The sequence below is a fragment of the Streptomyces sp. NPDC048751 genome (assembly GCF_043198595.1).
In the GTDB taxonomy this organism is placed as follows: Bacteria; Actinomycetota; Actinomycetes; order Streptomycetales; family Streptomycetaceae; genus Streptomyces.
In genome coordinates this window covers 121120-135936 of record NZ_JBICUX010000002.1, presented here as the reverse complement: position 1 = coordinate 135936, position 14817 = coordinate 121120, and the positions used below count along the sequence as shown (strand labels likewise).

The following is a 14817-nucleotide window of genomic DNA, read 5'->3' as shown; positions in this document are numbered from 1 at the left end:
GGACAACGGCGAAGCTGGCGTGACATGAGGCCGTGGTTGCGGCGACGGGACATGCGACCGAACCTCGGGCTCACCGACTCGCTTCCTGCTGACACCCTTTTATATCGATCCTGTAGGATGACCGCCGCCCCAACTCCGGGGTTGGCTAAGCCACTTTCAGTCCACGGACTCGCTGCTGGCGTAGCCCACTGCACCCTCCCCAAGGGGGAGGCCGAGTGATGGAGGGCTCATGCCCAAGACCGCGTACATCTACGTCCCCAGCCCTTCGCGCGAGAACCTTGAGATCGGGCTCGACCAGGGCCTGTGGGGATGGCGCCGAAGCGCCCTCGACCGCGCCGGCGCTCGCCAGGCAGTCCAGTCCCTGAGCGAGGGTGACTTCCTAGTCCTGGGGCATCGGGGGCCCAACAGCCGGGTTGCTTCAGGCGGATGGACCAACGCGACCCTGCAGCGCGTCATCGTCACCCAGGTCAGCCGGCCCTACTTCACCGACAGTGCGCCCGTCTGGCCGGACGACGACTACCCCGAGCGCATCGGCATCGACGTCCTGGAGGAAGAACAGGACGTCCAGGGCACCGCCCTCGGTGCCGACGCCATGGAAGCGCTGCGCCTGTCCGCCAACAAGCAGGGGGCCGCGGTCCTCCAGTCCGGTATCGCAGCCGTCGCCCAGCTCGCCGACGCCCTCTCACCTGTTCCCGACCTGCCGGGCGACGGAACCGTAGACCACGCGGGCGCCGACAGCGCCGTCGTCCAGGTGCTCGTCCGTCGCGAGCAGGCCAAGCTCCGCAAGAGCCTGCTCGGCGGCGCCACCGAGGCGGCCTGTGCCTTGTGCGGTCGTGTCCTACCTGCCCGGTTCATCCGAGCCGCGCACATCAAGCGGCGCAGCGCTGCCAGCCGCCAGGAGCGGCTGATGATGGCCAACATCATGCCCGCCTGCCTCATCGGCTGCGACGAGCTCTTTGAGCACGGCTACGTGTACGTCACCGACAACGGCAGCATCGCCGTCAGCCCGAAGAGCAACAACACCCCTGACCTGGCTGTCGCGGCGAAGGCTCTCGAAGGCCGCACCGTTGCCGACCACGGCCCCCACCGCCTGCCCTTCTACACCTGGCACCGCACCCACATCGCCGACTGAGCGAGCGAAGCCGGTCTGACCAGCAGGCAGACCAATTTCGAGTGGGTGGCTCACTTCGACAAGCGAGCCACCCACCTGACCAGCGCGATGTCACAGATGCGCTCAAGCTTGACCGACTGCCTACCTGAACTCGTTGGCAGTTCGCCGTCCGGCCCTGCCCCTTCCTGGCCGTGCCACGGGTGACGGCCGGGGGACGCCAGGCGCGCAGGTCCTCGTCGGTAAGCCCATGCGCGCCCTGCTGGGTCTGGCGGTAACCGGCGAAGAAGGCCGCCGGGCAGCCGCTGTAGAGCATGTTGAATTCGCTGCGCCACTGGTACAGCCACGGCTGCAGCTCCAGCGGGCCAGCGAGGAACGGCGTGATCTCCTCGGTGGTCCGGGCGGTGTTGGTGAAGTGCGTCGCCAGCGCTTGAGCCTGCTCGCGGTGGTTCCAACCAGCCCAGCCGTACAGCTCGGGGATGGCGTTGGTCTGCCCGTAGGAGATAAACCGCTCCTTGGGCACGTCCAGCCTGCCGCGCGCCTTCCAGAAGGAAGGGCCAGGAAGTCGGCCGAGGTGTACTTCGGCGGCACGGGGATGGAGTCCCGGATCTTCCGTTTGGCCGACTCGTCGGGCGCGGCGTCCTCCCTGCGCTGGAGGTCCGACACCTCCTCCGGAGGGCCCTTCGGTTGGCTGAGTCCCTTCTGGTCAGCGACGTGTCACCGCTCTTGAGTGGGCACCCTGTCCACGAATGGTCCACGGATTCGGAGACATCGATGGCTGCCGAATGCGGGTCGACCTGCTAGAGATCACGGACGTGGACGGGGGAGCCCAACTCACGAATTCGTTCGGCAAGGCCGTCAGCGGACTGGACGTTGACCACCATCTGGAAGCTGGCCTGCAGGAACGAGACGTCACCCCGGTCGATGATGTCGTACAGCTGACGGAACAGCTGGCTCAGGTCCTCGGCATTTCCAGTGTTGTTGAGCATGCTCTGCGTCACGGAGAACGCGATCTGCTTCTCCTGAAGAGAGATAGGACCGTCCTCAGGCTCGCCGGGGCTTGTTTGGCCCCCTGATTCGGTTCCAGGGACGGGGCCAGGCTCGGGAGTGCTGTCAGCTGGGCCTGGCTGCGCATCGTCGTCCGAGGTCGGCGCCATGGGCTTGCCGAGCCGGAGCCGTTGGCTAGAGAGGTTGATCTCCGAGACGCCCGTGACCGCTACTTCGTCTCCCTCGCCGTCGACGATGCGCAGCAGACCGGCCCGGACCGCGTCGAAGAGGGCCTGCCGTAGGTCGCTCTGCCCACCGTGCAGGAGGGGAAGCCGCGGTGTATTCCAGAAGGAGTCTCGGAGCTCGTCGAGCGGTCGCCCGTAGTCGTTCTCACGGAGGTTGTGGAGCAGCGCCTTCGCAGAGAACGTCCCCTGATCGAAGGCTTTGCCCTTCTCGACGAGCGCCTTCCACACGATGGTGCCGTGGAGGGCTGTTTCCGTCTTGTCGTCAAACGTCACTTCATCGACGCCACGTGTCGTGTCGTCGTCCGGCTGGGCCAGGAAAAGGATGTGCTGGAATGCCCGCTTGATAGTCGTCTCAAGGTTGCGCTTCGCGTCATTGCGCTCGGTGATGGCCTTGGCCTTCATGTCCGCGTCGTCCTGCGTTTCCTGGACTCCGAGCACGCGCTCCGCCGCGAGATAGGCGGTCGCGAGACGGCGTGCAGCATGCCGTTGTTGTGTATTGGCTACGGCGAAAACCGCGGAGGACGCCCATCGCGCAGGTAGCTTTTCGGCGCCAAGTCCTACGGCTGCCTGAACAGCTTCGCGAGTTGCGCGATCTGCGCCATTCCGGAGAGTGAACTGGGCAGGATCCAATACCACGAGGCGCGAGACCCGGGCATCGTCGATGCCGGCCCCGGCCAGTACGTCCCGGGCAGAGAGGCCATCTGTCGAAGCTCGTACGAACAGCTTGCGGTCGAACGGGCCGGTATCAGTGAGGTGTTCAGCGAACTCGGCGATGACCGTATCGCGTTCGGCGTCGGTGATGGTGTCCCTCATGGCACGCTGCAGCATGAGCAGCGTCTGCTCGGTAGACAGGAAGTACCGGGGCTGCTGACCCTTCTGCCCGGGGGTGACTTCGATGCTCACGAGGCCGGTATCCGGGTCGGTGAGGTCCTTCAGGACGGCGTCGGCATCGGCGAACATGTAGGCCGGATCCGGCACAGCGGTTGCGGCCTTGACCTCGGCATCCGTGGCGCCGCGACGGCCTTGGCTGCGTCCCGACACGATCGAGGTGAGGAAGATGGCTGTTGCGGCGCGCTCGGCAGCACGGGGATTCGAGTGGTGCCAGAGCGCGCGGTCGTCGGTGCCTCGGTTCACGTCGAGAAGGCGAGCCGTTCCGCTTGCGTCCCTGACGCCGACGATGTCGTTCTGGGCGAGCGAGCGGTAGTTGTTCTGGGTCTTGGTATCGCTGATCAGGCCGGACCCGATGATCGACTCGCGTACCTGAGTGTTGGACAGGGGGAGATCACCCGGACCGATGAGCAGGGGCACCCATGAGTGTGCCTTCCCGCGCTGCTGAAGGGCGTAGACGGTCGCGGCAAAGACCTTTATCGTCGAGCGGACCTTCTGGAAGCCTGTGCGGTTTGCCCACTCGTGTTCGGCCATGTGCATGAGCTGCGGATGGAAGGGATAGGTCCGGCTCACTTCCTCAGCGAAGTTCACCGTCCAAGGCGCATGCAGCCCGTCGTAGACCTTGTTCTTCCAAGGCCCGTTGTCCATAGCCTCCTTGAATTCGCGGACGGTGGCATCGACCACTTCCTTCGCCGGCGGCTGAGTGAAGAGGCGTCGCCGCAGGATTGCCGCGAAATCGTCGTTCTCATGGGCGCCGACGGGCTTGCCGTTGCGTTCAAGCAGGCGCTCAAGATCGAGACGTCGGCTCTGCCCTTCCGGGCTCAGGGAGATGGAGTCCTTGTCGGAGGCAATCATGACGGCGAGCATCGCGGTGTGCGGCGTCTTCGTGACGGCGTCCAGAAGGGCGCGCATGAAAGCCTGGTCCTGTGCCGTGAGAGCCTCATCGCCCACGCCGTCGAGCCCGTTGCCGAAGTAGTTCATGATCTCGTCGACGATGATCAGGACCGGCCTGTCGAGCGACCTGATGGCTTCGGAGATCTTGGACACGTTACTGAAGTGCTCGCGGTAGGTGGCGTATCGCGAGTAGTCGCCGTCGAAGAGCCGCCACAGGAAGCGTTCGTAAAGGCTCTTGGTGGGGCCGTCATGCTCGACGACCGTAGCGCCCGGCGTCATGTTGTCGCACGGAAGCACCACAACGTGCGGGTTGTCGAGGTTCTTGGGCAGGGGACGGTTGAGGATGGATTCCGCATGGCGGAGAACGGCCTTGCCGACGTCCGTCTTGGCCAGGCTGAGCGGGGCAGCGGCGAGATGGTAGGCGCCGATGCAGGCGTGGGACTTTCCGCCGCCCATACCCTGGTCGAGTCGCAGGAGCGCAGGCACCTTGGTGTAGTCGTTTCCCCCGCCTAGGCGGATGGCGATTCGCGCGAGAAGATCAGTGAGCGCCCCCGTAGGGTGGGTGATCTCCCCGTAGTACGAAGCGTCGGCATATTGGGGGCGTTGATCTCCGGTCCCGTACACGGCGTGGTACAGCGACATCTGCACATCGGCGATGGACCCCGAGGCGTCCAGGACCTCAGGTCGGATCCGCAGCGCCTTCCACCACGGCGTCACACCGCTCTGCTTCACTCCAACTCCTCGCTTTCCATTGGTCTTTGGTCAGTGCGTCGCATCAGGCTGGACTACCACAGGGTGGGGTGGGTGTCCTTGCCAGCGGTTTCACGGGCCGTGCGGATCTGCGTGTTCGCGATGGTCCGGGCAGCCACGTCAACGCCACGTCGAGCCCGCTGCAAATTGTTCCAGGCTGAGGCATCGGCCTCGCCCTCGGGCAGCCTGTTCGCCAGGTAGGTGATCGCGGACCACAAGTACTCGTCGTCGTTGTCCCGTGCGGCATCGACGAGGACTTCGGCAACAGCATCGAGACCGTCCGGCCATGCCTGGGCCATGGCGAAGGCGACGTCGATGACCGAGGAGTCCGGCGTGATGGAGCCCTTGAACTCCTTGGCCGTGAGCAAACGGCAGCCCTTGTCGCCCTGGTGAAGGAGGTCCTTCACGTCCGCCATCTCCAGGTCGGCGGCCAGGACCTGCCACCGAAGCTCGGATTTGGGCGCCAACTGCTGGCCGTAGAGGCGTACCCACCACAGGGCGAATCGAGTGCGGGCATCGAACGAGTCCAAGGGCAATGAGACGACTTTGATGTCTGCAGATTCCTGGACCGCCTTACGCGCCACGATCAGGAAACGTTCGAGATCGACTTCATCACCCGTGACGTCGAGGATCCGCGAGTAGCGGCCGGTCACCTCCATGGCTGGCCCCGCGGAGGCCATGAGCATGTCGGTGTGGGCAAGCCCTGAGCGATCCCACAGTTCAACACGTGCTTTTACTTCGGCTTTGACCTGGCTCTCCACAGCAGCGAGGCGTCCCTCGCGCCTGTTCGCAGGAGCGGGGCGGCAGGCCATCGTCAATGTCGTCACGATGTTCGCGGCCGTGGCCGATGCTCCGCCCGCTTCGGTCTTGGCGGGCCATGATCCGGTCAGTACCAGGCCGGCTGAGGTGATGGCGCTGAGCAGTCGGCGCCATACCTCCAAGTCACCGTGCCCGAAGACGATGGTGACCACGCCATCCTCGGTCACGACCCGGCGGGCCTCGGCAAAGGCCATTGCGAGGCTGTCGTCGTAGTGCTGCTGCGTGCGGTGGTCCCCGCCTTGGCTTCCGCCTCGCTTGACGGTGATGTCGTCGTTCTTTTCCTGCACACCGCCGGGATGCATCGTCATCGACAGCATGGGATCGGCGGTGTACATAGCCCGCTTGGCCCACACGTAGAACAGATCGCTGGAGTCGCTGTAGTCGATCATGTCGTCGTACGGCGGGTCCGTCACGACAGCGTCCATGGAGCCGGGCCGGAACGGAAGGGCTGTCGCAGTGCCTCGCTGGATCACTGCCGGCAACGCCATCGCTCGCTGGCGAATATTGCGCAGCGTAGTGATGGTCTGCCGAGACAGGGATTCCCACGAGCCCGGACCGCCTGACAGGCCGCTCTCGAACCAGTCGTAGGAGAAGGAGACCGCGGACTGGTTGACGAAGATGTCACCGACGCGGGTGCCGCCTGTGATTTGCAGGCGGGCGCCACGGGTGGATCGGCGCATCTTTCTCATCATTGCTGCTGTGGCATAGCCAGCCAGCGCTCGCGCGTAGTCGGAAGAAATCCCGGCCTTCAGGCAGTCTTCGGTCGCCTCGTTGATGGCGCGGGCCAGCCGTACTAGCCCGAGGGTCTGCCGGGCCTCGCAGAGGTCACCGTAGGTGCGATCACCGTAGTTCACGGATTGGATGGTCCACGTGTTGCCATCCGGAATCGTCTCGTCAGGGCGCGCGGGCAGGACCCCGAACGGCGACTCGCTCTTCAGCGCGTCTGCCGCTCGCCGGGCAGCGTCGAATTCCTTGTCCGTGGGGGAGCGGAAGACCTTGGTGCCGTCGTCCGGGTCGATGTCGGCGGCGACCAGGAGCATGTCGCGGCGCTGGCCTTCTGCGCTGAGGCGGGTGTGGACAGCCTTGGAATGGACGTGGCTGCAGAATGGGCAGACTGCGACACGGCCGGTTGCCGAGTACTTGCTCTTGCCGGCCTGCACGCGTGTGGGTGTGCCGGTGGGCGGTCCGTCGTGAACGGCGGCTTCGCACACGCCCGACTGCGGGTCGGCAACGACCCGGAAGCTCTGGCCTTCGTCGTTCTTCTTCGGGCGGGCCCGTCGCAGTTCCAGTTCGCCGACCAGCGGGAAGCGACGACCGCATTCCTGGCAGGGGAGGGTTGACGCCCACAGGTAGCCCCATGGGTAGACCCCCCGATACTTCGGGTAGAACTCGTCCATGGACTGGCGGAAACGTGAACCCACTTCCCCGAGGAACCTGGCTACATCGGTCACGATCCGATCGGAGTTGTCTTCGATCTCGACCTGGCGCTGTTCATCCTCGGTGAAAGGAAGAGATGGTTCCTGAGACCAGTCACGGAACGGCAGCTCCGACAAAAGCGTGCCGCCCAGAGCGGCAAAAGGCGAATAGTCGATGCCGTATGCCTGTGCTTGGAGGCGGCCTGCCTCCAGAGGAATCATGGCCCGGCCCGAGAAGGGATCAAGGACGCGCGGAGGCTGCGGGTACTCCTTGTCGAGGATCTGCTGGATCTCGCTGGCCGCAACGGTGTGTCCCGTCAGGGCCTTTCGGACCAACCCCTGCAGGTCCCGCTGTTCCTTCTCGTCCTCCGGCCATGGCAGCAGGCTCGTCAGGACAGCAGCCTTCGCTTGGGCTACGGGACGCTTGGCGAACCACACCCACAGGCTCGACTCGGTGTTGCCGCTGCCCCAGCCCTCCGAACACGCATCACTGACCTCTGTGCAGGGAAACCAGCGTTCGATCATGCGTGTCATTCGGAACTCTCCTGATGGCGGTCACGGGCGGTGCGCAGCGACGATCCCGGAATCCGGAATACGGCGTCTCCGCGGATGTCACCGGCGAAGACGGAAATCGGGTCACGGAAGCTGCCGAACTGCGTGCCCCGACCGTCAGAACATCGGTCGACGACATACAGCCAGAAGTCCCGCCGGTGCTGCATGGCCATGAGCACCTCGTTGCCGGTCAGCCGGATTCCTCGTGAGGCCGCCGAGTCCCATACTCCCTTGACCTCAACTAGGCGCTGGTCGCGGCCCCTCACCGCTCGAAGATCGTATCCGCGGTTCTCTGCGTGCACGTCCGAAACGACCCAGCCGTCCTCTTGGAGGAGGCGCTGTACGTGGCGCATGGCGATGCGCTCGGAGTCCTTCTCCTCGGTGGACGTCTCGACAGCGCCCGCATACACCCGCATGCGCGCCACGCACACGGGCGGGGTGATTTCCACCTTGCTCAGGCGCTCAAGTTCTTCAAGCCGCTTCTGCGCCTGGTCGCGCAGACGGTCCCGCAGCGTCAGGCGCTCGTTCCGGTCGCGGATCTGATGGGTGAGGTCGATCGGCAGGTTCTCCAGGTCACGACGGGCCGACGCGAACCAGTCGTCACGTACTTCCTGGTACTTCGTACGGGTATCGCTGGCAAGCTGGTTGGCGCGCGCCTCGGCCAGCTGCTCGCGGGCGGGATGCGGCGTACCGCCCGGCTTGGTGGTCGGGACCAAATTGGCCAGGGTCTCCCAGCGGACGGGGTAGGCGTCGCCGGTCTCGTCGACGCGGATGAGACCGGCCCAGGCTGTGCGGCGCCGGCCTCCAACTTCGGTCAATGTGGCCTCGTAGGCGTGCAGTTCGTAACCGGTGATGCTGGTGGGGTCCTCCGCGGCACCGCCGCGGTACAAGTCAGGTGCCAGGGCCTCGGAGACGTGGTCGATGAGGTCACCGAAGGCCAGGCTGCCTGGGCCGAGCGCGAGGGCGCGGGAGGTGTCGGCGTTCCCTGCGTTGTCCTTGAGCGCCTGGCTGCTCGTGGCGACCAGAGCATGTGCCTCGCCACCGAGGCCGGCAGGCAGGACGACGTCCGAAGTGAGGAGCAGGATGCCGTCACCGGCCGCGGTGTTCTGCACGCGTAGCAGTCCCGCGGAGTCGAGCCGCTTGAGGAAGGCTTCGACGATCGCCGGGTTGATGCGTTCGAGGAGGTCCTGTTGCAGCAAGGTCAGTGCTGCCATCGCTTCGACCTTGCTGGCCAGTTCGGCTTCCTGGGCCCGGACCTGTTGTGCCCGTCGGCGGAGGTCGGCGACGGTGATGCGACGGGCGGCGTCCTCCGCGGCGCGCCGTCGCTCCTCGTCGTCGCCGTAGAGAGCCTGAAGCCATTCCTCGTACCGGATGCCAGCTAGTTCGGCGACCAGCGAGAGACTGTCGAACATCTGGCCGTCGAGTTCGTTGGCAGCCGTAACGAACCGGTCGAGCAGGCGATGGAGGGTGGCGCCTTCCCGGGTGTCGACAGCAACCAGATTGAACAACTCGACATCGCGAGTTTGGCCGACTCGGTGGATACGGCCCATGCGCTGTTCCAGGCGGACGAGAGACCAAGGAATGTCGTAGTTGATCAGTACGTGTGCGACCTGCAGGTCAATGCCCTCGTTGCCGGCGTCAGTGGAGACGATGACTTGGAAGTCACCGCGCATGAACGCGGCCCGTACCGCATCACGCTCTGCATTGGGCTGCCGCCCGGAGTACATCCGCGCGCTGTAGCCCTCGTGCTCAAGCCGCTCAGTGATCCACTGCGCCGTGTCCGCGAACTCGGTGAAGACCACGGCTTGCTCACCGTTACCGGGGAAGATCCCTTCCGGAGCCAGGCAACCGTCGACAAGCACTCGCCACTTCGAGGGCGAGATCATGGGGTCCTGCAGGATCTGGTCCACCTGCTCGACCAGATCGGAGACAGCCTTGCGCTCCGCACGCACCGCGGTGGAGTCTGCGTTGACGACCTGGGCCTCCTCGCGGCCGGCCTCATCCTCGCCATAGGGGTCCGCCAGGACCGAGGCTTCGGCCGCTGCAAGCCGTCCCATCTGCTCGTGCCGGCGCCGCAGGGTTTCACGAATGGCAAAGAGGGAGGAGGCGGCCCGCTTGCCGTACACCATCCGGGCAAGCGGCTGCGCGTTCGGAAGCATGTAGCGGTCCACCAACGCCAGCGCCTGGCTGTAGATGGAGTGCTCCTGGCGACTCAGCGGAATCCGGTGATTCGTCGCCCGGCGGCGCTTGAAAAGACGGCTCTGACCGTCGTAGTCGACAAGATCCTCCTTCATGCGGCGAAGGAAGTGGATCGGCCCGGGCGTGAGCTTTGGCAGGTCTTGCGACTGGTCTTCGCCCGGATCCGGGTAGATATCAGGGTCGACGAGATGCAGCAGATGCCGGAATAGCCACTCGGAGCCGCGGTGAGGCGTCGCCGTCATGAGGAGCGTGCGAGGTGCCCGAGACAAGAGCCGCCCCACCCGGTGGTATGCCTGGGCGGTAGGTGTCAGCCTGTGCGCCTCGTCGAACACGACGATGTCCCAGCCCGCACGGTCCGGGCGGATGGCCTCCTGGACGGCACCGTTGACCGCGGCCAGTTCCAGGGATACGACCCACATGTCATGTGTCACATCGAGAGCATGCTCGCGGACGGTGTCCGAGGTGATTCGCCGGAGGCCGCCGTCGAAGAATCGATCGAAGTCCGCCTGCCACTTGGACGCTAGGTTGGCTGGCGCGACGATCAGCGCCTTCCGGATGAGTCCGTACCGCTGCATCTCACGCAGGTACAGTCCAGCCATGATCGTCTTACCGGTTCCGGGTTCGTCGGCAAGCATGAACCGTAGCCACGGCTGGGGAAGCATGGCGCCATAGACGGCATTGGCCTGGTGCGCGTAGGGGTTCAGCGGCGAGGAGGCCAGCAGCGTGCTGTTCGCGTTGGTCGCAGCAGCCGCCATCCATTGCGTCCACATGCCGGCCAAGATGCGTGCCGAAGGTGCGCCGCCGTCCTCCGCTAGGATCTGGACTCGGTCAGCTTCATCGGCTGTTAGTTCTGCCTTGTGAAGACCTTGGTCATCATCGATGACATAAAGCGACCAGCTCCCGTCGGGCAGCTTCCGTGCGTGATCGATCGTGACCCAGCCTGGCACAGTCTTCGGCAGACTCACGCGCTGCCCCTGCTCGAACGCCATTGCCACGAACCTGCTGCTCCCCGCTATACCCGCGCCCGTCTCTATCTGGCTGCCTCCGGTCGACCAGCACAGGTCCCCCACCCTAATGCCCGGAGACTTGAAGCAAGTACGGGGACGGACGGGATCAGTCGTGGTGACGGTGGCCACGTGGTTGTGGTGCGGCACTCTGTGTTCTCAGCATTCCTGCGGTCGCGGGACGGGCAGGCGGCCCTGCTTCTGGCGTCGCTACGGCGCTTTGCCTCCGTCGGGCCTGCCACGCTCAGCGGACGAGGAAGGGCGGCCCGTCGGTACGCGTGGCGAGATAGGTCCCGGGGCGGCAGCCACAAGAAGGACTGCATCCTCGGCGTCGAGCTGGGGCTCGCGGTGATCCGCGGCAGGAGGGTGTGCCACTCCCGAGTGCTGCCCTCCTCGCATGCGAGCTCGCGCAGGGGCAAACTTGGCGCAAGCACCCGACCAATCCGGCGGCAAGAAGCACCCCATCGTGCCTGAGGTCCATCCCTGGGTGGTAACTCGAATGGTAGGGGCGGCTGGCCTGCGGGTTCGTTGTAGACGCGTTCGGCTTGTCTGTCACTGCCGGTCGCTGTTGAGTGGCCTCGGGGAACCTCGGACGGCCCAGGGTTGATCACCGTGGACGTCCGGTCCACTGGTGTGGCCCGCCCGGACCTCAGCCCACGACAGTCAGCCACGACGGCGGGCGCGCCGACCGACCACGCGCGCGTATGCCTCGCCGCACCCCCACCGGCCTCCGCCACGCTGCCACGTCGTCGACCAGAGCAAGCGCGCCGGCCGGTTTGTGACGGCGATGCCTGAGCCCTCAGCTTGGGAGGCTCAGGGCGTCTAGCGCTTGCTCCAGGCCTGGCCTGCGGCGGCGGTACGCAGACGGACAGGAGACGGCCGATTGCTTCCCCGCTGTTCCCCGTGGTTCCCCGCACGATCTGGCACGCGTTTGGCACGAGTCATTCGTCGTCGCACCGCTCCAGGCCTGCGGAGCCTTCTTCGAGCCCGTTGGTCTCCTCCAGATGGAGATGAGCACCGTCCGGTGTGCCGTTCTGGGCCAGTGTGAGGAGGTGGCCGGCCAGGGACTTCAGCCCGGCGGCGTTAGCCTCAATGACGATCTCTCCGCCCAAGTTGCGGACCTCGATGCGTGCGCCCTCCTGCCACGTGAAGACTCTGGTGATTCCATCGGTCACCGCACTTACGTGAGTGGTCGTCGCCGGAGCAGCGCTAGGTTCAAGGGTCATACCCAAGCATCGCGTACTCACGGACCGTCAGACGCAGAGGGCGCCCCGCTTTTCAACTGTGGTGGTGGGGTGGTCGGGTGAGTGCAGGGACGTTCATCTGTAGGCAACGCCAGGCGTCGGTCTCCTCTGAACGGCCGTGAACCGGGCTGAATGAGACGGGCGCAGGCTACGTCTGCCGTGCAGCTCAGGGCCTAGGGCCAGATGAGCCAGGGTCAGGATCGGGCGGCGGAGACGTGTTGGAGGGGGGACGGCGAGCGCCGGATACACGTCGGGTTAGTGCCAAGGCGTCCCCCGCGATTCGGACGATGTACGCGGCTCCGATGACGGAGAGGAACTGTCCCAGCGTGCTCAAAGTCGCAATGAGAGCGCGAGAGGCATTGCCGGCCGGATGCACCCAAGCGAACAGGTTGGATGTACCGAAGGCGACACCAGCCACGATCCCGATCAACGAGCTGACGAGAGTCGTTTGCAGGATCACCTCTACGAGGTGATCGCGCAGAGCTTGGCGGTCTTGCTGCAGCTCTCGGAGCAGTGTCTCTCGGCGCATCGCAGTGCGATGTTCGAGCCTGCGGTCAAGCAGGCGATCAAGTGGCCGCTTCCACAAGTCCATGCCGAGGCCGATGACGGCGCCGACGACGCCACCCAAGATGAGCCCCAACCAAAATACCTGATCCATTGCGGCATCGTGGCTGCGTGAGGCAGGCATGGCAAACGTGTCTGGCAACGCGGGTTGACACGAGGCTGGAGAAGGGGCCCCGCCGGGGCATCAGCTTGGGAAGCTCGGGTCTACTGGTGGCAGTTGCTGCGCTGACCTGTGGTGGAGCGGCATCTGAGCTAGTACTACGGAGTCCAACGCGCCCCAGCGTGGAGGAACCTACTTCCTGCGCCACACCGCCCCGGGCACCTGGCCGAACTGGTCACTACTGCCGCTACTGCCGGGCAGCAGTGAATGGTCTCACTCATGCACCGTCATCCCACAATTTACTATCTGCCAACTGCCTTCCCAGGTTGTCGAGTTTTGGAATAACTTCGGCTATCCGAGCCCGATTACGCTTGGCAATAGACGACATCTCTGCTCCGTCTGCTTCCAAATCAGATGCGAGTGTGATTACACCTACAGCCACAGGACCGTTTTCATGCATGTACCAAATCGGAGCCGACAGATAGCTTCTCCACCTTGTCGGTGCCCCAGGGGGCGTTTCACCAAGGATCGGACGACCATTGGTGAACGCTAGCATCGCGCTATTCGTAGGCTCCCGACCGCCGCTCTCATCCTTACTACTTATGTTGAGTTTTTGCATCGAACTAGCATCCGGCCAAGTGCCCGTGGACGAGGCCCACAGGCACAGCTTTCGCTCCGCCTTCGGATTCCATCGAAGCCATACCTCTATTTTGAGGTGCTCCCCAGGCGGCGCCTTGAGTTTTGGCCGAACCTGCTCGTCCAGCATGCGCATCAGGTACTCATGATGCTTCCTTTGATTATCTGCTGGAAATTCGAATGCCCACTTCCACCAGCCATCCCACCATGAAACCAAGCGGGCCCCATAAGTGGCTTTTGAGAGAGGATGGTCATACCGGCAACCGCCTCTCCTCTCTTGCACGGCCGTGCGCACTTCCTGCAGAAACTGGCCGATCTGAATATAAAAATCGGTAAATATTGGCGTCACATTGAACTGGGCCAGGCGCTCATATATAGCCCTACGGAGATCGCGAGAAATGTCGCGCGGTATCTCCTTCCATTTATCGTCTTGCAGTGATATGAGCGCATACCGCTTTTTACCGTTCACTCTCGAATGCTCCGCGGTATGGAGAAGGGACGTCATAAGTGGTGGATCTACAAGACTTGACCCGAGTATCAGAACGTTACTTCTTTCGAAGACTCCGGTAAGGAGTTCCGTGCTGCATACCGCGTTCCTGAGGAAATCCTCCTCGCTGAGAACCGGATGGGCTCGCGACTTCCCATTTCTGGGTGCATGGCCGCAGAGGTACACACATGCTGGCGTGTCTTTGTTAGGAAGTTCAATATCTATGGGTGGGCCGTCAGGGTCCACGAAGAAAGGCTCTGTCGACTTGTGCACCTTGTCCCTCAATTCCGTTTCGATGTAGTCATCGAAATTGGGGGTGACAACGCACGCCCGGCGATCGTGCTCGTACCAACGGTCAATAAGTTCGGCTATATTCTTGGCGAGTGCCCCCCCGGCCCATGTTCCCTCTTTGTATAGGGCTACGCGCACTCGATCAAGTATGCGCCCCTTTGCATCTTTATCGTACAAGTCCTTGTAGAACTGGCATGCGGCGGAAGCTGCCTTCTGCGGGTCCAACGTCTTCATGAGCCATTCCCGGGACTCCGTACTTTGCATATGTGGTTCAAGCAATTCCGTGACCAAGCGTTCCCAGCTTAGTGCGCTCATGTCCATCGTCGCGCCGGCACCTGCATATATCACAAGTGCCTCATGTCCTGCGATCTCGTTTATGAGCTCCTTCGTTTCTGCCCGATGGAAGAATGCCTCGTCACGGTAATCAGCCATAGCGGCCTCCCCGAATGCGGCGCCGCCGCGCTTGCGGTCTTGGGAAATAAGAGAGACAAACGCCCAACGCGGCGTGGGCAGGACTCACCATGCAGGTCGGACGCCAAGGTGCGCCCCGCAGGCCCTGCCCCGTCCATCACTTCAAGTGTGCGTCAGGCGGGCTAGCGTTGCATCTCGATCATCCATTCTGCGTGCGCAGTCG

7 protein-coding genes and 1 pseudogene are annotated in these 14817 nt (G+C 64.0%); 2 read left to right on the top strand and 6 right to left on the bottom strand.

Annotated features, from left to right (window positions below):
* Positions 1 to 229 precede the first annotated feature (229 nt).
* Positions 230 to 1132, top strand: coding sequence for a hypothetical protein (locus ACGFNV_RS07480; RefSeq protein WP_393620231.1), 903 nt, complete (start codon positions 230 to 232; stop codon positions 1130 to 1132).
* Between the two features lie 172 nt (positions 1133 to 1304).
* On the opposite strand, the pseudogene ACGFNV_RS07475 reads toward ACGFNV_RS07480, so the two are convergent.
* From ACGFNV_RS07475 to ACGFNV_RS07455, 5 genes and pseudogenes are all read right to left on the bottom strand, one after another.
* Positions 1305 to 1780 (bottom strand): annotated as a pseudogene (locus tag ACGFNV_RS07475) (DUF7008 domain-containing protein); the annotation flags it as partial.
* Between the two features lie 128 nt (positions 1781 to 1908).
* Positions 1909 to 4854, bottom strand: coding sequence for a DUF499 domain-containing protein (locus ACGFNV_RS07470; protein ID WP_393620229.1), 2946 nt, complete (start codon positions 4852 to 4854; stop codon positions 1909 to 1911).
* Between the two features lie 53 nt (positions 4855 to 4907).
* Positions 4908 to 7640: a DUF1156 domain-containing protein gene (locus tag ACGFNV_RS07465; RefSeq protein WP_393620228.1), complete on the bottom strand. Its 2733-nt coding sequence runs from the start codon at positions 7638 to 7640 to the stop codon at positions 4908 to 4910.
* Positions 7637 to 10846 carry a helicase-related protein gene (locus ACGFNV_RS07460; protein WP_393620226.1) on the bottom strand — a complete coding sequence of 1070 codons (3210 nt, stop codon included), beginning with the start codon at positions 10844 to 10846 and terminating at the stop codon, positions 7637 to 7639. The genes ACGFNV_RS07465 and ACGFNV_RS07460 overlap by 4 nt, the downstream gene beginning before the upstream one ends.
* A gap of 956 nt (positions 10847 to 11802) precedes the next feature.
* The gene (locus ACGFNV_RS07455) at positions 11803 to 12036 is read right to left on the bottom strand and encodes a hypothetical protein (protein WP_393620225.1); all 234 of its coding nucleotides are present in this window, start codon (positions 12034 to 12036) and stop codon (positions 11803 to 11805) included.
* Positions 12037 to 12475: 439 nt separating this feature from the next.
* Between ACGFNV_RS07455 and ACGFNV_RS07450 the strand changes: the two genes are divergently transcribed.
* Entirely contained in the window at positions 12476 to 12784 is a 309-nt protein-coding gene (locus ACGFNV_RS07450; protein ID WP_393620223.1) for a hypothetical protein, read from the top strand.
* A 262-nt stretch (positions 12785 to 13046) separates the two neighbouring features.
* On the opposite strand, the gene ACGFNV_RS07445 is transcribed toward ACGFNV_RS07450, so the two are convergent.
* Positions 13047 to 14615: an SIR2 family protein gene (locus tag ACGFNV_RS07445; RefSeq protein WP_393620221.1), complete on the bottom strand. Its 1569-nt coding sequence runs from the start codon at positions 14613 to 14615 to the stop codon at positions 13047 to 13049.
* Positions 14616 to 14817 lie beyond the last annotated feature (202 nt).